The 23460-nt window shown below is 54.1% G+C and carries 12 protein-coding genes; 5 read left to right on the forward strand and 7 right to left on the reverse strand.

All coding sequences use genetic code 11. From position 1 onward, the window contains the following. Window positions 1-24: 24 nt before the first annotated feature. Window positions 25-5442: a DUF1583 domain-containing protein gene (locus tag K239x_RS23350; RefSeq protein ID WP_145420751.1), complete on the forward strand. Its 5418-nt coding sequence runs from the start codon at window positions 25-27 to the stop codon at window positions 5440-5442. Between the two features lie 227 nt (window positions 5443-5669). Further along, window positions 5670-5867, forward strand: coding sequence for a hemin uptake protein HemP (gene hemP, locus K239x_RS23355; RefSeq protein ID WP_145420752.1), 198 nt, complete (start codon window positions 5670-5672; stop codon window positions 5865-5867). 61 nt (window positions 5868-5928) lie between these two features. Here hemP and K239x_RS23360 read toward each other — a convergent pair whose 3' ends face one another. Next, window positions 5929-7116: a hypothetical protein gene (locus K239x_RS23360; protein WP_145420753.1), complete on the reverse strand. Its 1188-nt coding sequence runs from the start codon at window positions 7114-7116 to the stop codon at window positions 5929-5931. A gap of 240 nt (window positions 7117-7356) precedes the next feature. Here K239x_RS23360 and K239x_RS23365 point away from each other — a divergent pair, with 240 nt between their 5' ends. Continuing rightward, window positions 7357-8667, forward strand: coding sequence for a Gfo/Idh/MocA family protein (locus tag K239x_RS23365; protein WP_145420754.1), 1311 nt, complete (start codon window positions 7357-7359; stop codon window positions 8665-8667). Here the strand turns inward: K239x_RS23365 and K239x_RS23370 are convergent, their stop codons facing one another. From K239x_RS23370 to K239x_RS23385, 4 genes are all read right to left on the reverse strand, one after another. Then, complete coding sequence (locus K239x_RS23370) at window positions 8668-10431, reverse strand: hypothetical protein (protein WP_145420755.1); 1764 nt, start codon at window positions 10429-10431, stop codon at window positions 8668-8670. Window positions 10432-10645: 214 nt separating this feature from the next. Further along, a complete protein-coding gene (locus K239x_RS23375) occupies window positions 10646-11614 on the reverse strand; it encodes a WD40 repeat domain-containing protein (protein ID WP_145420756.1) in 969 nt (322 codons plus the stop codon). Between the two features lie 40 nt (window positions 11615-11654). After that, a complete protein-coding gene (locus tag K239x_RS23380; protein ID WP_145420757.1) occupies window positions 11655-13043 on the reverse strand; it encodes a DUF1501 domain-containing protein in 1389 nt (462 codons plus the stop codon). Between the two features lie 20 nt (window positions 13044-13063). Further along, the gene (locus K239x_RS23385) at window positions 13064-15211 is read right to left on the reverse strand and encodes a DUF1553 domain-containing protein (protein WP_145420758.1); all 2148 of its coding nucleotides are present in this window, start codon (window positions 15209-15211) and stop codon (window positions 13064-13066) included. 103 nt (window positions 15212-15314) lie between these two features. Here K239x_RS23385 and K239x_RS23390 point away from each other — a divergent pair, with 103 nt between their 5' ends. Together K239x_RS23390 and K239x_RS23395 are read left to right on the forward strand one after the other, a co-directional pair. Further along, window positions 15315-16382: a 3-deoxy-7-phosphoheptulonate synthase gene (locus tag K239x_RS23390; RefSeq protein ID WP_145420759.1), complete on the forward strand. Its 1068-nt coding sequence runs from the start codon at window positions 15315-15317 to the stop codon at window positions 16380-16382. 280 nt (window positions 16383-16662) lie between these two features. Further along, window positions 16663-18708, forward strand: coding sequence for a tetratricopeptide repeat protein (locus tag K239x_RS23395; RefSeq protein WP_145420760.1), 2046 nt, complete (start codon window positions 16663-16665; stop codon window positions 18706-18708). Here K239x_RS23395 and K239x_RS23400 read toward each other — a convergent pair. Both K239x_RS23400 and dnaE read right to left on the reverse strand, forming a co-directional pair. Continuing rightward, complete coding sequence (locus K239x_RS23400) at window positions 18705-19766, reverse strand: DinB family protein (RefSeq protein ID WP_145420761.1); 1062 nt, start codon at window positions 19764-19766, stop codon at window positions 18705-18707. The genes K239x_RS23395 and K239x_RS23400 overlap by 4 nt on opposite strands. A gap of 82 nt (window positions 19767-19848) precedes the next feature. Next, window positions 19849-23451: a DNA polymerase III subunit alpha gene (gene dnaE / locus K239x_RS23405; RefSeq protein ID WP_145420762.1), complete on the reverse strand. Its 3603-nt coding sequence runs from the start codon at window positions 23449-23451 to the stop codon at window positions 19849-19851. Between the last annotated feature and the right edge of the window lie 9 nt (window positions 23452-23460).

Genomic DNA, 23460 nt, shown 5'->3' on the forward strand with positions numbered 1-23460 from the left:
TCGATCTCTAACACCCCGTTTTGCATGAAACGTTCAAGTAAATCTTCACTGCGCCCCGGACTCCTGGCGGCCGCCTTTGTGGTGATCACGTCCATGATTGCGATCGATCCGACTTCGCATGCTCAGGAATCGATTGATGCTCAGACGCCGATTGGTGTCCGTGTGATCGATGCCGTCAACAAAAAGGATCTAGAGTCGGCGCTGACGACCCTTGCGATTGTCAGCGACGAAAATCTGTCGCTCGACGCAATACTTGAGCAGCGTGTTCCCGCCGCTGCCGCTGCTGTCCATCGGCTGATGGTCATTCAGAGCAGCGATCAGCGGTACGATGCGTTGCTGGACTGGAGCATGCCCAACGACGACCACGCAAACGTACGTGTCCTGGCTGTCCCGGTACCGGTGGACGCGCCACCAAAGGTTTTTGCACGAGAGATCGGTCAACGCCCCAAAGATGAGACGTTCCAAGTCGCCGACATTGCTGGTATCCAAGGCATTTTCTGCAGTGGCTGGATGTTGGCAGAAGCCGCAGATGACCTTGGGCGTTTGAATCGATTGATTACTCAGCTGCAAACGCTCAGCGATAATAAAGTGGTTGGCTCCGATGCGCTTCTTCACTTAGCAATTGCCAAAAGCACACGGACTGACGTTAAACCACTTCAAGCAGCGTTGAATCTGCATTCAAAGAATTTCCCCAAGGCAATCGGCCAGGCGGAACTAGTCGTCGCAGCGGTCGCAGCTGCGGCTTCCTCGCGAAGTGCCACAGGTGAATCGGCCTTAGCCACTTTGGCCGCGCTGGACAAAACGGATTCGCCAGCACGATCATTTCTACGAACCGTCAAGGCGTTGGCGACGCAAAACTACTTTGGAAAACGACCGCCGACAGAGCTCTACCAACAAGACTTTCGATACTGGCACGGCGTCACAGGCGGCGCATCCGCTGACCGTGATCTTGGTGCTCCGCACGCCCTGTGGCTGACGCACGAAAACCACTTACTGCACGCCGCAGGAGGCCGGGAAAACACGCTGTTTTTTCGATACCCACTTGCAGGTGAATTTGAGTTCGTCGCCGAAACGCAAGGTGGCGGCGCAGTCGGTACCGACGGAGGAATCGCCTACGGAGGCTTGCACTTTGAAGCGAATGGCGCGTCAAACCAACTTCAAATTTTTGACGCCGGTGCACAAAACCAGAAACACATTTTCTGCCCATTCGTGCGTAGCGAAACAACGCCCACCTTTCATCGCGTTTCGATCCGCGGCAAAGACGGCAAACTTGCGATGGAGGCGAATTTCCATCCGATGTGGACGTTCGACAAGGCATCGCAATCCAGTCCCTGGCTGGGCCTGAGAAGTCGCGGAAAGAATCGGCCCGTTTTTCGAAATCTAACGCTCTCGGGATCACCTACGATTCCGCGTTCAGTGGCGTTGATTGGCGACAACCAACTTCGCGGTTGGCTGCCGGGAATCTCTGGCGAAACGATCATGTCCGTATTTCCCATCGACGAAGCGAGTGACGTAACGCAAGAGAACGACACTGCCAAAGCGGCCGACGTGGATCAGACGGCCGACTGGTCTGTCGACGCAGGCGTTTTGACCGGGCGATCCAGCGAGGCGAAAGACACCGCGAAGCCCAGTTGGCTTCGTTACGAACGACCACTACTGAAAAGCGAAGCCATCACCTATCAGTTCAAGCACGGTGATGGTGAAGTGGCCGTTCATCCAACCCTGGGAAGAATGGCTTTTCTGCTCCTAAAAGACGGTGTCCGCGTTCGTTGGATGACTGACCACAACAAAGACTGGACTGGATTGGCGCCGGATCACCAGCTGCTGGAACCGCTTAGTCGGCGCGGGCCGAGACCTTTGCCTTTGAAAGTGAACGACTGGAACGATGTTCGCGTCGCCCACACCGGCGACTTCGTCGACATTTCGCTCAATGGCAAACTGATCTACCACCGCAAATTGGATTTCGAAGGTGACAAGCAGTTTGGATTCTATCGCCCGCAACGAGTCGAGGTCCAAATTCGTGACGCCAAGCTATCGGGCGATTGGCCATTGGAATTACCCAAGGGGTGCTTCGATGATTTGCTGCAACTCGCCGATGCAACCAATTCAGCAGCGTCCGCAAAGGCAGCCAATCGATCGATTGGTAAACAGGTCGTTGCCAGCCAAGCCATGGGATTTCGTCGCGAACTGAGCAGCGTGACCGAATCGGAACGATACGATCGATTGGTGCAGTGGGTATTGCCATGTGAAACGCGGGAAGGTTTTCATTACGATTTCCGGCTAACAGGTTTTCTGATGCCGACCAATGCATCCCTGACACAGCAAGCGGACCCCGCATTCCAAAATTGGGGTCCCAAACACAGCAAGGCTGAGAATCTATTTTCACCCGCGTGCGATCTCGTTCGCATGGCAGCATCCAAGGGAAAGCTAGATGAGATCCAAGACCTCATCGACAAGTTCAACACGTATGACAACCACCTGCTTGTTTGGCAAAAACGAGCGATGCAGTGCTTAGTGGCCTGCCAACGCAATCAGCTCACTCAAGCAGAACAATCGCTGTCGGACTTGGGCAAGATGAAAAGCAAGCGGCCATCAATCGACGCTGAATTTTTGGTGGCGTCTACCGCAGCCCAGCGGTTTCCCCAGTCGCTGGTAGTACTTGATTATCTTTCGGGCGTTCTTGCTCGGCGAGTAAAGCAGGCGGACACGCGTTCGAGCCTGGGATTCAAAACACAGCTACTTTCGTTGGCCTTGGACATCCAACAACTGCATGCGGATGACACCGACGATGCAAACCGATCGGACGAATCGCCGGGGCAGCTGATTGCGTCTGATATCTCCTTTGCCAATACTCAAAGCGAAGGGCGGACCGCGTCACGCTGGCGATCCGCTCGCAACGGAGAGACACATCACGTCGCTGGACACGATCACGAACGCTTGTATTTTCCGGCACCGCTAACGGGCAACTACACCATCGAAGCGGATCTTGGGCCATGGTCCAGCACGACCGTCGCTCATTTGGGTGAGACGATTAAGCCAGACAAACAGCAGTTTGGGCTCGCCAAGTTGGGCCAACAATTGCGTGAAATCAAGATGACACCGCCGTTGGTCGAACCGAAACACTGGGTGCGTTATCGACAGGAGCTGAGAAGCGATCTTTCGTCCGTGTTCTTGAATGGTCGCCTGGTTTACGAACGTCACCGAAGCCAAACGGATGACCCTTGGTTGGCATTCCAAGGATGGTGGAAAGGGACCGCCAAGTTTCGAGATTTTCAAATCACGGGAGATGCTCTGGTCCCGGATCAAGTCTCCATGTCGGCGTCACTGGATCTGATCGGATGGACGCCTTACTTTGGTCGCAGCTACAACAAACATTTGCCAAACTGGACAACCGAGAACGAAAACCAAATCAATGTAATTGCTGGGCATCGCGCAAAGATTGCACGCGGCTGCCATGCCGAACGCCTGCTTCGCTACCACCGTCCGTTCGTTGAAGACGGTGACGTCGAATTCGATTTCTTTTATCGCGTCGACCAGACAACCGCATCGCCTGCTCTAGGACGACTTGCATTCCTATTTCAGCCTGAAGGGGTTCAAGAACACTGGGTGACCGACGGAAAATATGAACGCACTCTCGCGCGGCCTGAACCATCCACTTCATTCGATCAAGATCCCAAACGACGCATCCCGTTGCCATTATTGGACAACGCCTGGAATCAGGCTCGGCTGTCCGTCCATGATCAGACGCTGTCCGTTTTTGTGAACGGGCAGTTGGTGCACGAACGACCGATCCCTTCTGGCCTCGGTCGAAAGTTTGGGTTGTTTTACTTTGCTGACTGCTCCGATCTTCGCGTTCGCGATGTCAAAATGCGGGGTGATTGGCCAAAAGAACTCGCGTCGCTTTCGTCATTTGCGAATCCAATCGTCGAATCGTTGGACAAACACCGCGAATCGCTGCCCACGGTTTTCCAGCAAGCATTGAACCGGCCAGCTGGCGTTGCAAGGTACTTTGCCCCCGTCAATGGACTTGCATCCGGGCAGACACGCGACACGACGAGGGGACGCGAAGTCGTTGCCTTTGCGAGTCAAAAATGGTCGCAAATGGCGTTCACGACCAAACTAGCCATACAAGGCGACTTTGATGTCGCAGTCGGGTTTGAAGAGCTGGATGTCCCCGTGTCAGCGCGTGATGCGGGCCCCCGTTTGATCGTCACCCTCAACGACGAACTATCGCGACAATTGGTGGTCGCGATCGGTAACCATGCCAATAACTCCGCCGTCCTTCGTTGTGGTGTGACGATGATTTATCCAGACGGCACTCCACGCTACAAGAATGAAAAAGTCGTGGACGAATCAACATCGGGGCGCATGCGAATTGTTCGGCAAGGAGACCAGGCGTATTTTCTATTTGCTCAGGGCGATTCGCCGATTTTTCGTCTGATTGCTGAGTACAAAGTTTCTACCGCGGATGTCTCGCTAAATGACATTCAGATGATGCTCATCAATTCACAAAGCAAGGGCGCCTGCTCGGTCAGTTGGACCGACATCAAAATCCACGCCCAATCGATCATGCAATCCGATTCTCCCACCGACAGACTTCGATCGATCGCGGTACTGGATTTGGAATCTGCTGTCACCGAGCGCATCGCTCAAGGCAACGCTGAGCTGCATCACATGGGATCTCCCAAATGGTCTGCCGATCAGAAATTTCTTGCATACGATCGAAGCTCAGGCTCAACAACTGACTCTCGTCTCCTGGTCTACGACGTTGCCAATCGTGAAGAGACGGACATCGGGTTCGGATCGATGCCAAATTTTTCCGCCGATGGAAAATACATTGCATTTTCGGCCTATCGCCAAGGCGTCGGAATCATGAATGCCGACGGCAGTGATCGCCGGATCATCGACTCGGGAGGCTGGGGGATTCAGTGGTCGCCAGATCCAGATGTACTGTCCTACGCCAAAGGATCAAACATCATGCTCTGGGATGTTGGCACTGGAAAGTCCAAGCCTCTGCTGACAGGAGCAGCCGCAAAACAGTACCGCTGGTTTCATTGGAACATGTGTTGGTCGCGCGACGGTCGCAAGATTGTTTTCAAAGGAACGCGGACCGATGGCAACGGCGAGGACATTGCCGTCGCATCGCTGGATCAATCTGATCGCATCCAAGTGCTTCGCAAAGCCGATCGATTGGCCGTCGAATTCAGTTGGACATCGGACAATCGATCCGTGCTGGTCGCAGATTCTCCCGTCAAAGGAGAACAGGCAAATCTATGGAAGCTGCCATTGGACGATCGAAAGGATCCGGAGTCGCTGATTCTGCCTGACGTGGGCGGCAAAGTCTTCGGTGCCGTCTGGTCGCCAGACGCGAAAAAGCTCGCCTTGGTAGTCGCCCCGGAATCAAAGATGGTGCCGCTGAATGCCGATTCTGTGACGCAGTAGCTGGGCAGGGCCGACATCGAATTTGACTTTGCCAGCTTTGCTCAGCCCAGTGGAACGTCGTAAATCAGGGCTTTTTTCCACGTCTAGAGCGGAAACAGACGAGTATTTAACGCTTTTCGACTGCACATCGCTCCTTGCTATTGAGAATCGTTATCAAGAAGCCTATCGTGGTGGGCGTTGTCCGGCAAAAGCATCTCAGAACCTTTCCCCCTCCGCCCTGTGTGACGATGGCTTCCCACGACGAATCCCGCACTGACCAACCTGATGCGACCGTGGGCGGTCCGCCGACGCTTAATGCTGATGGTGCAAAAGTGATCAATTTTGAGGATCTAGCGCGGTGCGGCAATGAAGTTTGGATCCGCAATGGCGGCCAACTCTATCGGCTCCAGCAAACTCGTCAAGGAAAGCTGATCCTGACGAAGTGACAGGACGCAACTGATCGATCCTTCGACACGGCGCTCCAAACTGCGCAGCGTGCCGCCAACTCTACTTGCGAAGTTCCCGGGTGATTTCGCTGAACGCATCTCGCATCCGTTCATTGCGAAACGGTCGCAGATCGGGAATCGACAGCCCCGTGATCGAATCAAACGCGCGTCGGCTTACCGACATCAGGTCGGACAGATCTTTGCTGAGTGCCACCGTTTTGTAAGTATTCTCAGCCGTCAAAATATTTCTTTTGCAAGCCACGTTCGCTTCAAGCATTTGTCGGCGCTGTTCTTTCAGGCCGTCTTTGTAAAGAATCGCTGCATCGTACGTCAGCTGATTGCTGACGATGTTGTTGCGCAATATCTGTTTGTCGCCACCTTGCTTAATCGCCTCTTCGGCTTCATTCATATTCTGACGAGCCTGATCAATGAATCCGTCCAACTTGGGAAAGTACACTTCGTCGACATTCTGCACAAACTTTTCTTGCAGTCGCGACATGGAGTGCAGCAGCATCAAATAGACGCCGTAGTACTGTTTCGCGGCTTCCAAGTCTTCGCCCGATTCGTTGGTCAAACGCTCCAGTTCTGCCGCAAAACGTTTTGCATTATCAAAAACAATTGTGACCCGAACAAACTCATCGCCGGTGATCGAATCGAGCAACTCATCGACTTCGACAGGATCTAGCCGCATGCCGATGCGAGCAAAGTCTTTGACCAACCGTTCCTTTTCGGATTCGATTTTCTGATCCGACAGCAGAATGGTTTCTTCGCCTTCCTTGATTTTTTTGTCGTAACCGGATTTGGTTGTGATCAGGGGATTGTAAGTTTCCTTGGGAGCCGAGATCCGCTTACGCTTGTAGACCGTCAAATTTCGCTGAGTCTCCTGAATCGTCTCTCGTAAAACTCGGATGCGCTGACGTCGCACTGAGATACTGGATACTCCCATCGCTTCGCCCGCTGCATCCAGATAGCCCCCTACTTTTTCCTGCTGCGATTCCTTCGTTCGACTCAGTAGGTCGTAGAAAGGGAGTTCGTTTTCGCTGGGACGCTTTTGCGAATCATCGAACAACTCCAGCGCCGACGAAAGCGAATCGTGGGCATCTTCAAAAAACGTCGCAATTTGGTCCGCAGCGGCCGTGCTTTTCTTGTTGGGCCCGGTGGGCTTCCCCGCTTCCTGAGACAGGGCAACAGACACCAAGCCACATGCCATTACAAAAAAGCACGCGGCTACGCGAGAAAAGTGGATCATCGCAGTATTGCCGATTGTTTTCGTGGGCCAGGAGCATTCACCAACAGCTGGCGACAAAGCCAACTGATACGCCCATCTTATCCGGCTGCAATTTTGGCGGCAACATTGACATGCCAATGGTGGACAGATCGTTGGCCTCTCAGAGGAAAAGAAACAGAAAGGTGCAATTCGCTCGAGAGGGCGTTATCTTGTCAAGTCATTCCTCACCCGTTTCATATTCGTATCAGTGATTGCCAATTCATGACGCAACGCAAATCCACTTCGCGCCGTCAGTTCCTGCACCAGACCGCTGCCATCACGGCTGCGGCTTCGCTGGCAGCGACCAATGCTGCTGGCGCCAGAGCAGCAGATGGCACGACGCCCCCGAGTGACAAACTTTCGTTAGGTGTGATTGGTATTGGGCCACGGTGTACCTATGACCTGAATGCGATGCTGAAATTCAAAGACATTCAGTGCGTTGCGATCGCCGATGTTCAGGCTTCCCGCCGCGACGCAGGCAAGCAATTGGTTGATGGACACTACGGCAACAACGATTGCAAGCTGTATCGTGACTTTCGCGAACTGCTGGACCGAAAAGACATCGATACGGTTTTGATTGCGACGGGTGATCGCTGGCACGCCGACGCATCGATGTTGGCTGCCAAAGCGGGCAAAGACGTCTACAGCGAAAAACCTTGTGGGATCACGATTGACGCCTGTCAAAAACTTGCTGAAACGATGCAGAGCGAAAATCGCGTTTTTCAAGCGGGCACTCAGCGCCGCAGTGTTCCGAATTTCAAACAGGCTGTCGACCTTGTCCACACCGGCAAACTCGGCAAGCTCCACACGATGCACGCGTCCGTTTACATCCCCACGCTCGACAACACTTGGCTACCAGCTCAACCCACTCCGCCAAGTGATGTCGTCGACTGGAACCTCTGGCTCGGTCCGGCTGCTTGGCGTCCGTACAATCAACAGTACGTCCAAGGTCGTTGGCGCGGGCAGTGGGATTTTGACTCCGGTGCTCGACTGTTGGACTGGGGAGCTCACACGGTTGACCTTTGCCAGTGGGCGAACGGTGCCGATGACACGATGCCACTGACCTACGAACCGACAGCGCAGAACATTGTTTGCACCTACGCCAACGGCGTAAAACTGGTGATCGATTTCTTAAAAGAACCTTTCGGAGATCGGTCGCCTCATTACATCACGCGTCTAGGAACCTGCCCGGTCCGTTTCATCGGCGACGATGGCAGCGTCGAAACGGGCGATTCAGGCGAAATTGTGGTGACGCCAGAGAAACTTCAAAAAGAAATGCCCGCGACGACAAAGCGAATCAGGGGCTTGGATGTGTCGGCTCACTCACGAGACTTCTTTGACTGCGTTCGATCGCGAAAACAAACAGCGGCCAATCCGGATGTCATGCGTCGTTCTCACATCGCCTGCCATGCCGCAGCGATTGCGTGGATCCTGCAGCGAAAGCTAGAAATTAATCCCAAGACGGAAATGTTTGTCGGTGACGACGCCGCCAATTTGCTTCGATCTCGCCCAACAAGACAGTGGGCCGTCTAACTAAGCGATCAACGACTGCTGGGTCCTTTTACGTCCGCAATGCCAACATCGCTGCCATCCTTTGCCGACGCGCTGATGGCATCCGGAGCAGTTCCACGGTTGCCCGGCGGAAGCTTGGTATTGCCGAATTAGCTCCGCTGCTTTTCCAAAGTCTTGATTCGATACGACGACGTCGACTTCTTCTTGTCCGTCGTCTGCGATGCCGACGGGATGCGTGTGCATAAAGCACGAAATGGATTGAGACTTGAGCAATTTCACAATCCGTTTGGCCTCTTTTGCAGATCGAAAAATCGCCATCGTGGAAAAAGCCTCCTTCGCTCCCGAAGGTTCGGCGGTCGGCATGGGCAGCATCACCATGCTGGAAGCGTCGGGAATCAAACTGGTCGGTGACCGGTTGGCAAACTCGGATGCCGCGGCAAAGGTCGCTTCCATCGGGAGCCATTGCGAGGGCGTTTCCTTTTCTTGCCGCGACGGATCGTCGTTGGGCAATAGCGACCGGCAGATCACTTGCCAGGCTTCATCTGGTGTCAATTGACGGTGGCGAACCTCTCGTAGAAAACGCCGCCCATCAAAATCGCTTCCGAACAAAATCTCACCTGGTGTTTCAAGCTCCGCCCTTTGCAACCGAGACGCAATTTCGCGAAGCGTCGCAGCTTCTTTTTCAAGCAACACAATCTCAACGAAACGATCTTTCGACGCCATTTGCTCTTCGTGGATTCTGCCCTGCACATTCCTCAATCGAGCGCAAATTTCATCATCCACCGGTGACTCGGTGCACTCGGCGTACACCCGCATGACATCAGGCTCTAGCTGAGTCAAAAAACGCTGATAGATTTTGAGCGACTCGTGATAATAACTGCCGTTGGGATTCTCCAGTTCGTCAATTTCCCCTAACAGCACCACCGACGCCCACTTCTTTTCTTCGATTTGCTCCTGGAGAGCCGAGACGACTTTGCACAGACGTTCCCAGTCGCGTTTTTGAGACTCCGTGCCGTGGCGAACGGCCGCTTGACGACGAGCGTGTTTCAGTTGAACCAGCAGCGAACGGTAATGCTGTTGTTTTTCGTCGATCAGTTTTTTTAGATACTCCGGTGTCGACACCAAAAAGTCGTAGCTCTTTTTTGCGTCATCGTACCCGATCATCTTGGCGACCCAACGGTCCCAACGACGCACCGCGCCGCGGCCTTGATATTCGGGAGTGCCGAACTTTTGCTCGGTCAGGTACTCGAACAGGCTTGATCGTTCGTAGGCGGGCAACTTGCGGCGCGCATCCGCTTCGATTCGTTCGTGCTGAGCCAAATAGCATTCAATGTCTCGGTCCAACGCTGCGATGTCGTCGATCCACTGCTTTACCAGCGGATCGTCTCGGAGCAACTTCTTGAAATTGCCTACTTTGCAAGAGAGCACCAACTTCGCCGCTTGCTGTTTTTCTTGAGCAGCAGTCAGCTGGTTCTCCAGTTCGCTCTGTTGAACCTGGTTGGCTGCCAATTCCGCGCGAAGCTGACGGCGTCGGTCTCGTTTCCGAAGCAGGATATCGCCAACCTCCCGTTTTACTTCTTGCCAAGCATCGCGGAGACTTTGCTGCGTCAATTCTGGCAGATAGTGTTTCGCCAAATCGACGAACGTGTCCGTGCGTTCCTGAGTTAGTTTCTGAACACGCTGCGTTCCCGTTCGATTGGCTTCTCGAATACGACGAATCCGCTGATCGATGAGACCGAGTTCATCAGCAAGGTGGCGACAGAGATCCGACGGAGAAAGCGACATAACAAACTTCGATTCAGGGTCGAGGCAATCGGAATACGGTCAAACACTGCGAGTCCAAGCGCGATGGTGAACCCTGCAAAGCGACACGCCTCTGATCTTAGGCCAGGTTTCAGGTTAAGACCGGAAGGATACCAGATCACCCCAGGTAGTCGTGGCGTACGAAACTTCGCGAGGCATGCCATAACCTGCGCGCGGCATGCCGTAACCCACTGGCCTACTGTACAGACCGACCGTCGAGCACGATTCGCTGGACGTTGCCATTGGCGTCCCCCACGGCGACAGTTTGCGAGTCTGATTTCCCGCCAGATAGCCCAACTGGCGATACACACACCGCATTGATCCAAGTGTCGCTGACCGCGATATCAGCGACCACTTCGGCCGACTCCGGATCGATCATTCGCAGGTGACCGTCAGTACAGCCCGCGACAATTTCGGAACCACTACCGATCCAAGTCACACCGAGCGGCACGGCAGGCAAGCGGGCGAAGCGGACCATCCGGCCAATCGTTGGCTGCCAAAATCGAATCGTGCGATCTTCACTGCTTGACGCCACCATGGGCAATGCCTGAGTTCCCGGGCGAACCGACAAGTGTGACACCGGGGCGGTATGAATGTTCATGCCATGAACGAGCTTCCCCGCCGAATTCTTCCAAAGCCGCAAGCTTTGATCGATACCGGCGCTAACCAATTGGTCAGAACCGCTAAGAGCCACTATGGCGCGCACACCACGTGAGTGTCCATTCATTCGATGAACGATCGTTCCGCTGGGAACATCGTAAATCGCCACGTCATTATCCAGGCTGGCAGTGGTGAGCTGTGTTTCACTGAGCCACGCAATCGACATCACACTGTCGCGATGGTGACTTACGACTTTCTGCGATTCACCGCTTGGCCAAGAAAACAATTCCACCGTGCCTTCCTCCGAAGGTGTTCCACCAGCAACCGCCAGAACATCGCCCTGCGGCGAGAAAGCTGCTGCGTGCAAATTAGGCGACGTCGCATGGAAAACACGTCGAAGTTTCAAGCTTGGCCAATCCAAGAGCGAAACGCCTGCCTGCGAACAGGCCACCAGTGTCTTACCGTCGGGCGAAAACGTGAGCGACGCTATCGGTGGATCGGCGGCAGCGGATGTCAAGGTAAAGGCCGTCAGTAAAAAGCCGATCAGAACTTTTACGCTGCGCATGAAAACCTCCGTGCCATCGATTTGGATTCAACCGAATGGGTCAAGCGATCAGTTCCTTCACGATACGTGCACCATCTGGCGAAACTCTGACCGGACGACCATCCCGTGTGTGCAGTTCCAACGAAGGATCGACTCCCAAGAGAGTGTAAATCGTGGCGGCCAAATCACTTGGTGTGACGGCCTTGTCTTTGGCATATTCGCCCATCGCGTCACTGCTGCCATACACTTGACCGCCCCGAATCCCACCGCCCGCCAATGCAACGCTAAAAGCATTGGGCCAGTGATCGCGACCACCGGTGGCGTTGATCTTCGGCGTGCGTCCAAACTCGCCCATCACAACGACAAGGGTTTCGTCCAGCATGCCTCGATCAGACAGGTCACCGACCAAGGCTGCAAAAGCACGGTCCAGTGAAGGCAGATTGGCATGATGGTCGCCCGGGTAACGAGACTTTAAATTTCGGATGTCCTTGTGCGTGTCCCAGCCATTATTAAAAACGGTGACAAATGGCACGCCTCTCTGAACCAGTCGGCGAGCCAGCAAACAACTTTGCCCAATGCTGTTTCCGGCTCCGCGTCCGTATCGGTTGCGAACATGATCCGGTTCGCGCGAAAGGTCAAAGGCACGCTTCGCTTCTGGCGACGCGATCAAATTGTAGGCACGCTCCAAATCCGGATCCGACGTGGTGTCCGCCGACGCATCCTTGGTTCGGGAAAATCGGTCCAAGGCCGCGACCACTTGGCGCCGACGATCCAACCGCTGCAAATCCAGCCCCTGATAGAAATCCAAGTCTCGCACTTGAAAGTCCGGTTTATCAGGGTTTCCTCCGACCTCGAACGGAGCCGTCGCGGATGGCAAAAATCCGTTGCCGCTAATGTTCCCGGTAAACCGCGGAACAGCGATGCTGGGTGGCAAAATAGCGGCGGCCAAATCCGGAGTGGCCCGGTCTTGCGCAGCCGTACCCTGAACTGCCCGCACACTGGCTAACGTGGATCCGAACGTTGGATACGCCAGCGCAGCAGTAGGCTTGTACCCTGTCATCAAGTAGTGAGTGCCAAAATTGTGCTCGCCCAGCGGAGAAGTCATCGAGCGAACGACGGCAATTTTGTCCATCATTTGGGCGGTTTGTGGCAAGCATTCTCCGATGCGAACCCCCGCCAGATTGGTCGCGATCGTCGACAGTGGCCCACGCACTTCTTCCGGAGCATCCGGCTTCGGGTCGAACGATTCCAAGTGGCTAGGACCACCATCAAGCCAGATCAAAATGCATGACTTCGCTTTAGCCGCTGACAAGGTTTCCGCCGCCAACGTTTCCGCCGCCAGACTTCGCTGAATCGCAAACCAATTGCCCAGACCGATCCCCAAAGCCGACAAACCACCTACGCGGACTACGTCGCGGCGATTGAATCCGTCACATCGTTTCGTTTTCATCGTGACTCCCCTTTATCGCTTCAGTGATTGGTTGCAAATTCTTCACACACAAGGATTCCCCAGACGAAGTCCTCCAAGAAAGCAGATCGCTCTTTGGTTGTCGTCAACTGGCTCAGCAAGCTGTTCCAATGCATTTCTTCTTTTGCCGTCGGTCGCCGCCCCAGCGCCACTTGATAGAAGCCGTCGACAATCTGCCAAGGTGTTTTCCCCGCATCGATCCAACGTCGAAGACGCCCGTTTGGGGCAGCGATTCTCGCGTTCAAGAAATCACCGTTGAACAGATGCAGTTTTTGAGGCAGTGCCCCGGTCGTCGAAATCGTTTCGCAGGACATCTCCCTGCCACAACGCCCTAGTACATCGAGACTTCGCGACGGCGTTTTGGGATCGATGAGCGAGATGGCGCGGGTGCCTTTGGCCTGGTCACCGTATTGATCTGGCACCCCCAGCGTATCCGAAATCACATCTGCCAATACTTCGGGCTCCATCGGACGCCTGATCGCGTGCGAATAAAACTGTTCGTCGGCCATGTTCCATTCGTTAGTGTTGGAACTTCTCGCATACGCATCGCTCCTGGCGATAACGCTCAGAGTGTGGCGAAGGCTGTATTGGTGCGACACAAAATCGTTGGCCAGCTGATCCAGCAGTGCAGGATGCGTCGCGGGGTTGGTGTCGCGAAAGTCATCGACGGGTTCAACGAGTCCACGCCCCATCATGTGGCTCCACAGTCGGTTCACAACTGCTTTGGCAAAGAAGGGATTTTGTGAATCGGTGGCCCATTTAGCCAATGCGTCACGGCCATCGACAACGTTCGTTGCAAGGTCATGTTCGCCAGGAATCCGCTGCACCGCTGGCAAGCCCGTCAGCGGATGGATCACTTCGCCGGCAGGTTTGTCGCGAACGATTTTCCCTGGTTCAACTTTTGCAAAAATTGCCGCCAATCCGTGGTAGTCATCCTGCGTCCAACGATCCAAAGGATGGTTGTGGCAATTCGCACATCGAAGCCGACTACCTAAGAACAACTCGCTAAAAAACTCAGCTTGCTCACGCGGCCCACCAACGGTTCGATAAAAATTGGCAGGCCCGTTCTGGTGGGAGTCGCCGGTCGCAGTAATCAACTCAGTTGCAATTTGTTTGTAGCTTGCATCGCCAGCAACCTTATTAGCTAACCAGCGGTAATAGGTCCTTGCATTGACGCGATCATTCAGCTGAGGACGGACACGAAGCAACTTGACCAACCAATAGGTCCAGTATTGGGTGAATTGATCGGACTGCAGCAATTGGTCAATTAACTCATCCCGATTCAGTTTCGCACCGACGCCTTGGGTTGCCGGCAGCCGGCCCGTCAAATCCAACGTCACACGCCGTCGAAAGGCATCATCATCCGCGATTCGCGACGGAGGTAAGCGAAGTACCTGAAGGGTCGCATTAATCTCGTGGTCGATGAAGTGATTCGATGTGCCAGCGATACTTTGGACATCAACATCGGTCAGCGGAACGATGATCTCGATCGGAATCACTTTGCTCAAGTAGCGTGCGACGATGACGTGACGGCCGGGACGCTGGATCGTTGCTCTTGCCGTTTTGACGTCAACAACCACTGCCAACGGATCTTCTGCCGCAAAGACCGTCCACTTGGTGACGTCCAACTGCGAACCAGCGGAAAAATGTGCGACGGCCCGCAGGTCAATCGACTCTCCGATTGCATTGGCAATGTACTTCTGCGGAAAAATCTGGACTCGCGTCAAACGGTTCACCGATTGGTACGGAGCGCCTTGCACGATCCAATCGGTCAACCGCTTAGCACTCTCGCTGTCCAAATCAAAAACCTGTCCGCCCCCATGTTCGGTTTGCTCCGTCGGCTTGCGGACGACCAGGCTCTCGCGGGGTTGCGCCAAATTGACTCGCCGACCGTGCAACTGCCGAACCATGGCAATGTGGTCTGCTTTGGGATTGCTGCCATAAAGCGACAGCTTGAATTCGCCCCGACCGATCGCCGCGCCATGGCAGGCCCCCGCATTGCAGCCGTTTTTTGTTAGCAGAGGGATAATGTTGTTTACAAAATCGACTCGCTGGACGCTGGTGCCATCATTTGCAGACGAAAACGAAGTCCCCAACAAATTCGGCAGGGACATGGCCAGCAAAACGGCGACGACAACCTCGTATTTCATGTCGTTAATGTAAATGATCGATCGGCTGCCCGGTTGAAATTTTGCCGTGATCAACCATAGTCGACAGCTTATTGCCGTTTACAGAGAGCCTCAGAATTCCGCGATGAACCAGCCTACCGACATCCCCGTCACCGACGACCTACGAATCACCGCTGTCAAACAACTTGCGCGGCCAGAAGAACTGACGACCGAAATTCCCATAACCGGGCCAATTGCTGAAGTCGTCGCAGGTGGTCGCGAAGGAATCCAGAAGGTGCTCCGCCACGAAGATGACCGCTTGGTCGTCGTCGTCGGCCCTTGTTCGATCCACGATCCCGAGGCGGCAATTGACTACGCAAAACGTCTGGCGAAAGCAAAAGACCAGTATCAAGAAAATTTGTTGATCGTGATGCGGGTCTACTTCGAAAAACCTCGTACAACCGTCGGCTGGAAAGGTTTGATCAACGATCCGGGCCTGGATGATAGTTTCGAGATCAATACGGGACTGCGGATCGCTCGCCAATTGTTGTGCGACATCAACGCGTTGGGATTGCCAGCCGGCACCGAGTTTTTGGATTTGATCAGCCCGCAATATGTCGCTGACTTAGTTGGATGGGGCGCGATTGGCGCACGTACGACCGAAAGCCAAGGGCACCGCGAATTGGCTTCGGGTCTCTCTTGCCCGGTTGGTTTCAAGAATGGCACCAGCGGCAACGTTCAGATCGCGGTCGACGCAATCGGTTCGGCCAGTCGCCCGCACCACTTTTTGTCCGTGACCAAAGAAGGGCGTTCGGCCATTTTTGCCACCGCAGGGAACCAGGATTGCCACATCATCATGCGTGGCGGCGCCCATACCAACTACGACGCCGCAAGCATCGATGCCGCTTCAGCGATTTTGGAGAAAGCCAAAATTGATCCGCGAATCATGATCGATTGCAGCCATGCCAACAGCCGAAAGCTCTCCAGGCGTCAACGCTACGTTTGTCGCGACATTTGCAGCCAACTTGGCGAAGGCGATAAACGCATCATGGGCGTCATGATCGAAAGTAATTTGGTCGAAGGGAATCAGAAACTTAGCGACGACAACTTGGTCCGCGGCAAAAGCATCACCGACGCTTGCATCGGCTGGGACGAAACCGAGTTGATCTTGCAAGATTTGAGCGACGCAGTGGAAGCACGCAGAGCATCGTAACCATCTGATCGGCAGTTGCCCGACTCTATTGCGCCACACAAATCGACGCGCCGTACGTGAAGTAGCTTGAAAATTCGGCAAGTCGGGCGGACGACTGATATGTTTAACAGCGGTGCAATCGCCTCGCGACCAGATCGACGCTAAAATTGACCGAAAGTACTTGGCGGTACTGATCTCCGACGGGTACTGATACCATGCGCCGCCGACCGATCCATCCTGGTGCCGTTGCTTGACGTCATTGGGATTCGTATTTTCTGTCTTTGACGTGCAGCCCTATCCCATGACTGATCGCTTTCTTTCGCCGCGCCGCAAACGGCTGATCGCGTTAGATCGGCATATGAAACGGGTGGCTGTGGTTTTGCTGGCGATGATTCTGGGTTGCCAGAAACTTGCCCAAGACGCTCCCGAGGATACCGCTCAGCAGCGGACATCCACGTCCGACGTCACGAACGATTCGTCAAAAGCAGCGCCGGTTCAGACGGACGCGCGCGAGTCCGTTTCAATGAAACAGGTCAAGTCAGATGCGCCGACCAAACCGCAATGGATTGGATCAGAGTCTTGCCGTGAATGCCACACTGATCGACACGAAAGCTACCAGCAATCGCACCACAGTCGATCGCTCACTGCCGTTGATGCCAGTACGGAAAAGCTAGACGACAAAATCCTACACGAACGTAGCCATCGGAAGTATGAAGTCACTAAGCGAGGTGACACAGTTTGGCACATCGAAAAACTGTTGGAGCGATCGGGCGACTCGACGGAACCGTTGACGCTCTCGGAGTTTCCGATTCGCTACGTGATGGGAAGCGGCAAATTTGCTAAAGGATACCTCGTCGCTGACGACGACTATTTGCTGCAATCGCCTCTGACTTGGTACGCAAAAAGCCAGCAGTACGGCATGTCGCCCGGTTATGACACGCCAATGCACGGAAGTTTTTCGCGAGCGATTACCGATCAGTGCTTGTTCTGTCACGCAGGCCACGTCGAACGCCGCGACAACAACCCACACCACTTTACAATCCACGAATTGGCAATTGGCTGTGAACGCTGTCACGGCGCAGGCGGTGATCACGTCAAACACTACGAATCGCTGGCCGGAAAAGAATTGCCGTCGCAGACACCGCCAGCAAACGCGTCAATGATCAATCCAACCAAGCTTTCTCGCGAAGCAGTGCAATCGCTTTGCGCGCAATGTCATCGGCAAGGCGTCGCGCCGGTCAGCGCACCTGGCAAGCAAGACTGGGACTTTCAACCCGGCCAAGATTTTGCCGCCGTCAAATTCAACTACGACCTAATCAAAACCGATCCGCCAACCAATGAATTTGTAGGGCACTTCGCACAGTTGGGTGAAAGCAAGTGTTACCAACAGTCGCAAATGACCTGCATCACTTGCCACTCACCACACCAACACACCAGCGGCGACGCGCTGCACAATCTCCATCGCCAGCAGTGCAATTCGTGCCACCAATCAGAAGACCAAAGCTGTTCTCTGGAACTGCAAACACGAATCGACCAAGCACAGAACCGTTGCGTTTCGTGCCATATGCCCAAACGCGACAGTAGCGTGCCGCACACGTCGACAACCGATCATCGAATTGCAGTTCATAATTCGGTGGCCCATCGTCCTCCCAATGGCGCCCCCGAAGCAGAGCCAACGCTCCTTAAAAAACCGGTCGTCTATCCACTCCAGGACGTACCGGAGTCGATGACACAGCAGCAGGCAGATCGGATGCGTGCCTTGGGCCTGTTCGGTTTGTTTCGGATGAATGTTGGCAATCCAAACATGGAATCGCTATTCAACGATGCAAACCGCGCGTTGACTCAGATCGCCAGTAGTGGCCAAGGTGACGAGGCCGTTTTTGCCGCGATGGCTTCGCTGACGCAGATACAATCACAAATGTCAGTTGCGAACCGAACCGAAGCTGCCCAGAAACACGAGTATGCCATGCGTTGTGCGCAAGAAGCCATCCGGTTGAATGAACTTGCCCCCGGCGGATCACACCCCACCGAAAGCCTGGGTGATGCGATGGAAGTTGCAGGCAAGTATTTCTCCAGCATCGGGCAGCACCAGCTAGCAGCCAGAGTTTTCCAGGACCTGACAGCAATTCGTCGCCGCAAATACGACTGGGCAACTCTGGGGCTCAGTCTCGGGAAGATCGGCGACAACGTCGGCGCGGCGAAAGCTCTTCGTCAAGCGATCCACATCCACGCGGGTGACCCGGACGTGTACGAGATACTTGCCATTGTATTGAAGTCGACTGATCCGACTGAGGCAGAGCGCCTGAATCGAATTGCCGCTCGATTGCGAGAAGCCGCCAAGCCCTAAAGATGCTCGATCGCGTAGAGCAGATCGATATTCTTCCAATCCGCACCGACATGCCGGAACATGTTGATCAGCTGCGCGCGGTGATGGGTGCCATGCATTGCGAGTTGGTTAATCGAGACGCCGATGCGAAAATTAATCGGCGGTCCACCGAATTGCGCCGATACGACCCGCTGAGTTTCCTGTGCTGTCAGTTGGTCCAGGTATTCGCGGCGTTGCGTGGAAAGCGAATCCCAATCCTTGCGAAGCGTTGCAATGGTTACGTCGTCGCGAGACGTTGGATACGCCACGGAACTACCCTTCCATATTTCCGGCCACCATCGCTCGCCGTCGTACAGGTGAAGCAGGGTTTTGCGGATCGTTCCCGGCCCCATCTGAAAATCACGATCCAAAGACTCAGCAGGCAAATCAGCCGCGAAATCCAAAACCTGTCGTGTTGCCCAGTCGTGGTACTGAAACAATCGCTTCACGGCCGCATCGTCGTACGGGCACGGTTGGTCTGTCGCATCGCTTACGTCCAGACCGTAGCCTTTCAAGGCCATGACCGAATCGCAGGACTGTTTCACCGACGCAGTTGCCAGCCGGTAAAAAATGTAATCAACTCCGCCCACAAGCGTTCGGTCAAACTGCCTTAAGTAGTTCAGCGCCTGTGCACGGTGGTGAACGCCATGGCTGGCGACGTGCAACAACAGATCAGACAAGACGTGATCATAAGGCGTTTTCTTGCTGTCCTGGTAGGAAATCCGACGGGCGAAACTGTCACCACGGTTTTCGTCGATAAGCTCCCGTCGTTGTTCCGCCACGACGGCCAATGCACGACGCAGCGTGCCAACTGACATGCCTGCCGGATCCGTTGAAAACGGCCGCCATGGGACCTCTTGCCAACGCTCCATCCAAACTTGTTCGGCAGTCAGAATGTGAAAAAGTGTGGCTCGGAGTGTTCCAAAACCCATCTCGCGCGGCGTATCAAGTTGTTGATCCGTCAATCCATCGCAAAGCGTCAGCACTTTGTCATTGGCCCAATCGTTGTACGTGTATAGGTCGTCAATCAGAATGGACATGAGTTTGGATCAGAGGAAGAACGCGAGAGAATTTTCCATTGCTTGGCAAGAAATGGCTTCTCAGGAACTGAGAAGATTGCGTTTACCGTGCGTTGGGTTTTGTCATCATCAGTTTGTAAGTTCCCGCGCCAAGTAGATCTTCGACACGGCTGCGCATTTCAGGCGTGACTTCGACCTTGTACTTGTCCGTTTTCATGTGCACGACTTCGCCTTCTTTCAGTTCCATGCTGAACAGCAAGGCCTGTTTGCCAGGGTAGCCACGCAGAATTTCACGCAAACCACTGATCGTGGATTCATCGTGTGTGTGTTCATCCAGCAAAATACGCATGCCGTGCGTGTAACGAGTATCCAAGTCAGTCAGTGGAATCAACTCATCGACAATCAAGTTCGATTCATCACCACCGCGGCGGTCGACTTTTCCTTTTGCCAACACGACGGCATCGGGGATCACGTGCTGACCTTGCTCGGCAAACTGCCGCGGCCACAGAATGCAGCGGATGCTCCCCTGCATGTCTTCCAAATCAAAGTTCGCGTACTTTGATGGCGCGCCTGGTTTGGGATTCTTTGTGTGAGCAATTTTGATACTGCTCAGCATGCCGCCCAAAATCACTTCGCCGCGTTCTTTGACTTCGGCCAGTCCGTCGGTCGTGTTTGTTCGGAACGTTGCCAGTTTAGGCTCAAATTCGGCCAGAGGATGACTATCGAGGTAGAAGCCCAACACTTCTTTTTCGGCCAGAAGTTTTTCGCGGTCGGGCATTTCATCCATGTCAGGCAAAGGCGTCGGCGCCGAGTTGCCGGTCGCCGCTTCTTCTTCCTCCTCGAAAGCACCGAACAGGCTAGTTTGACCAGACTTTTTGTCGGCCTGTACTGCCGCCCCCGACTGCAACGCGCGCTCGATTACCGCTAGAAGCTGGCTGCGTTTTGCGTCAAAACAATCCATTGCACCAGCTTTGATCAACGTTTCGATTGCCGCCCGATTACACGACGACGGGTCGACTCGTTCGCAAAAATCAAAGATGTCTTTGTAAGGCCCGTTCTTCTTGCGTTCTTCTTCGATCGTGATTGACGTCGAACCACCGCAGCCTTTGATCGCCGAGAGTGCAAAGTGAATTTTGCCTTCAGCCACCGAAAAATCTGCCTCGCTAGTATTCACCGATGGATGACATACATCGATTTCCATTCGGTCGCAGTCCTCCATGTGTTCGACCAACGCGTCTTTGCGTTTGAAGTTTCGGCCGGAGATATCGCTCGACAGCAACGCCGCCATGAACTCGACCGGATAGTGTGCCTTCAGATACGCCGTCTGAAACGCGACCAGAGCGTAGGCTGTCGAGTGTGATTTATTGAAACCGTAACCAGCAAACTTGACAATCAAGTTCCAGATATCATTGGCGTCTTTTTCGGCCAAGCCGTTTTCGATCGCACCTTTGATAAACGCTTCGTAGTTTTGGTCGATCAGTGCCTGCTTCTTTTTACTAATCGCCTTAATACAAGTGTACGCATTGGACAGCGGGATCTTGCCAAGTTTGTTCAGTATCCGCATCACCTGTTCTTGGTAAACCATCACCGAGTTGGTTTCTTCGCAAACCTCTTTCAGCACGGGGTGCTTGTACTCGGGCTGCTGTCGACCGTGCTTGATATTCACATAGTCGTCGACCATGCCGCCTTCCAACGGCCCCGGTCGATACAGCGCGGCCGTCGCGATGATGTCGGAGAAATGGTCCGGTTTCATCCGCGTCAGCAAGTCACGAATACCGCCTGATTCCAACTGGAACACGCCCTTCGTTTCGCCACGCTGCAACAAGGCATACGACGCTTTGTCATCCAGGGGAAACTTCAACGGGTCAACGATTTTGCCTGTCGTCTGCTCAATCAATTTCACCGTTCGGCTCATGATCGTCAGGTTGCGTAGACCCAAAAAGTCCATCTTCAGCAATCCCGATGCTTCCACATCGTTCATTGCCCACTGCGTGATCACATCTTGCTTGCCCGGCACGCGGCCCAGCGGGACATACTCTGTCAGCGGTTTGTCAGCGATCACAACCGCGGCCGCGTGTGTGCCGACGTTTCGCGCAAGACCTTCGATTTTCATTGCTAGGTCCAGCAGCTCTTTGATCTCCGGATCACCATCGTAAGTCATCTTCAGGTCGGCACTTTTGTCGAGCGCCTTGGTGATCGTGATTTTCAACTCGTCCGGGATCATCTCGGTGATTTGGTTGACCCGCCCAAGCGGAATCCCCAGCGCGCGGCCGGTGTCTTTGATCGCCGCTTTGGCTGCCAAAGTTCCAAACGTCCCGATCTGGCAAACCATTTCGCTGCCGTACCGTTCTTTTACATAATCGATCACTTCGATACGACGCTCTTTTTCAAAGTCGATATCGATATCAGGCGGCTCGGTGCGGTTTTCGTCCAGGAACCGTTCAAACAGCAGGTCGTATTTCAGCGGACAAACGTGAGACATGTAAAGCGCAAAACAAACGATCGCGCCGACACCACTACCACGAGCCGTTGCCGAGATTCCTTGTCGCCGAGCGTGTAATACGAAGTCCCAAACGATCAGAAAATAGGTGGGGTAGCCGAGCGTATCGATCACTCCCAACTCGCGTTCCAACCTAGCCATCACCTCTTCGCTCAGTTCGCCGTCTTCTGCCCAGCGATCAGGTACATCTTGGTAGCGATCTTTGAGCCCCATGATGCAAAGTTCGCGCAGATATTGCAGCGGCGTCTTTTCATCGGGGCATTCAAAATCGGGGAAGTAGTAAGTGCCCAACTGGATATCGATGTCGACCGTGTCCGCGATCTCTTGGCTACGTGCAACAGCGTGTTCCAGTCCAGGGAACTTGTCGTACATCTCATCTGGACTGCGCAAGAAGAACTGGTCGTTCTCCATCTTCATTCGCGATGTATCGGTGCGAAAACGTCCCGTGTTAATACAAAGCATGATGTCTTGGGCATCGGCGTCGCTTTGATTGACGTAGTGGCAATCGCTGGTTGCAACCAACGGCAGCCCCATGCGATTGGCGATATCGACAGCACCATCCAACTGCATTTTTTGGATGTCGATACCGTTGTTCATGATTTCGATGAAGTAACGATCACCGAAAACCTTGTGGAACCAGCCAGCAACATCACGCGCCTGTTTTTCGACTTCAGCTGTGTCCGTTCCCTGCATCACGATGCGGCTGAATTCGCTACTGACACAACCCGACAAACAGATAATGCCTTCGCTGTGCGCTTCCAGAATCTCTTTGTCGATTCGCGGCTTATAGTAAAACCCTTCCAGCGAAGCAGCACTGGCCAGTTTGATCAGATTTTTGAAACCCGTGTGATTTTTGGCCAATAGCGTCAAGTGATAGCTGGCGTCCTTGGACCGTCCCGCGCCACCTTTATCAAAACGGCTGCCCGGTGCGATGTAGGCTTCGTAACCGATAATCGGATTGATGTTGGCCGCTTTTGCTTTGCGATAAAACTCCAACGCACCGTGCAGGTTGCCGTGATCGGTTAGCGCGAGCGCACTCATGCCGTGATCGACTGCGCGGTTGACCAATTTGCCAATGTCCCCCGCTCCATCCAACAAGCTGTAGTGGCTGTGACAGTGAAGGTGAGTGAACGGGCGGACCTGCGTTTCGCTGGACGGGTCTTGGGCCCCTTGGGTTTCGATCGTTGCAACGGCTGCGTCTGACATAGCAATTCG

The organism is Stieleria marina, assembly GCA_007741555.1.
Classification (GTDB): domain Bacteria; phylum Planctomycetota; class Planctomycetia; order Pirellulales; family Pirellulaceae; genus K23-9.

Bases quoted from the DNA above. Each gene is read 5' to 3' on its own strand.
- K239x_RS23400 (WP_145420761.1), bottom strand. From the start codon at position 19,766: ATGTCCATTCTGATTGACGACCTATACACGTACAACGATTGGGCCAAT.
- K239x_RS23370 (WP_145420755.1), bottom strand. From the start codon at position 10,431: ATGTCGCTTTCTCCGTCGGATCTCTGTCGCCACCTTGCTGATGAACTC.
- K239x_RS23360 (WP_145420753.1), bottom strand. From the start codon at position 7,116: ATGATCCACTTTTCTCGCGTAGCCGCGTGCTTTTTTGTAATGGCATGT.
- K239x_RS23375 (WP_145420756.1), bottom strand. From the start codon at position 11,614: ATGCGCAGCGTAAAAGTTCTGATCGGCTTTTTACTGACGGCCTTTACC.
- dnaE (WP_145420762.1), bottom strand. From the start codon at position 23,451: ATGTCAGACGCAGCCGTTGCAACGATCGAAACCCAAGGGGCCCAAGAC.
- K239x_RS23365 (WP_145420754.1), top strand. From the start codon at position 7,357: ATGACGCAACGCAAATCCACTTCGCGCCGTCAGTTCCTGCACCAGACC.
- K239x_RS23380 (WP_145420757.1), bottom strand. From the start codon at position 13,043: ATGAAAACGAAACGATGTGACGGATTCAATCGCCGCGACGTAGTCCGC.
- K239x_RS23350 (WP_145420751.1), top strand. From the start codon at position 25: ATGAAACGTTCAAGTAAATCTTCACTGCGCCCCGGACTCCTGGCGGCC.
- hemP (WP_145420752.1), top strand. From the start codon at position 5,670: ATGGCTTCCCACGACGAATCCCGCACTGACCAACCTGATGCGACCGTG.
- K239x_RS23385 (WP_145420758.1), bottom strand. From the start codon at position 15,211: ATGAAATACGAGGTTGTCGTCGCCGTTTTGCTGGCCATGTCCCTGCCG.
- K239x_RS23395 (WP_145420760.1), top strand. From the start codon at position 16,663: ATGACTGATCGCTTTCTTTCGCCGCGCCGCAAACGGCTGATCGCGTTA.
- K239x_RS23390 (WP_145420759.1), top strand. From the start codon at position 15,315: ATGAACCAGCCTACCGACATCCCCGTCACCGACGACCTACGAATCACC.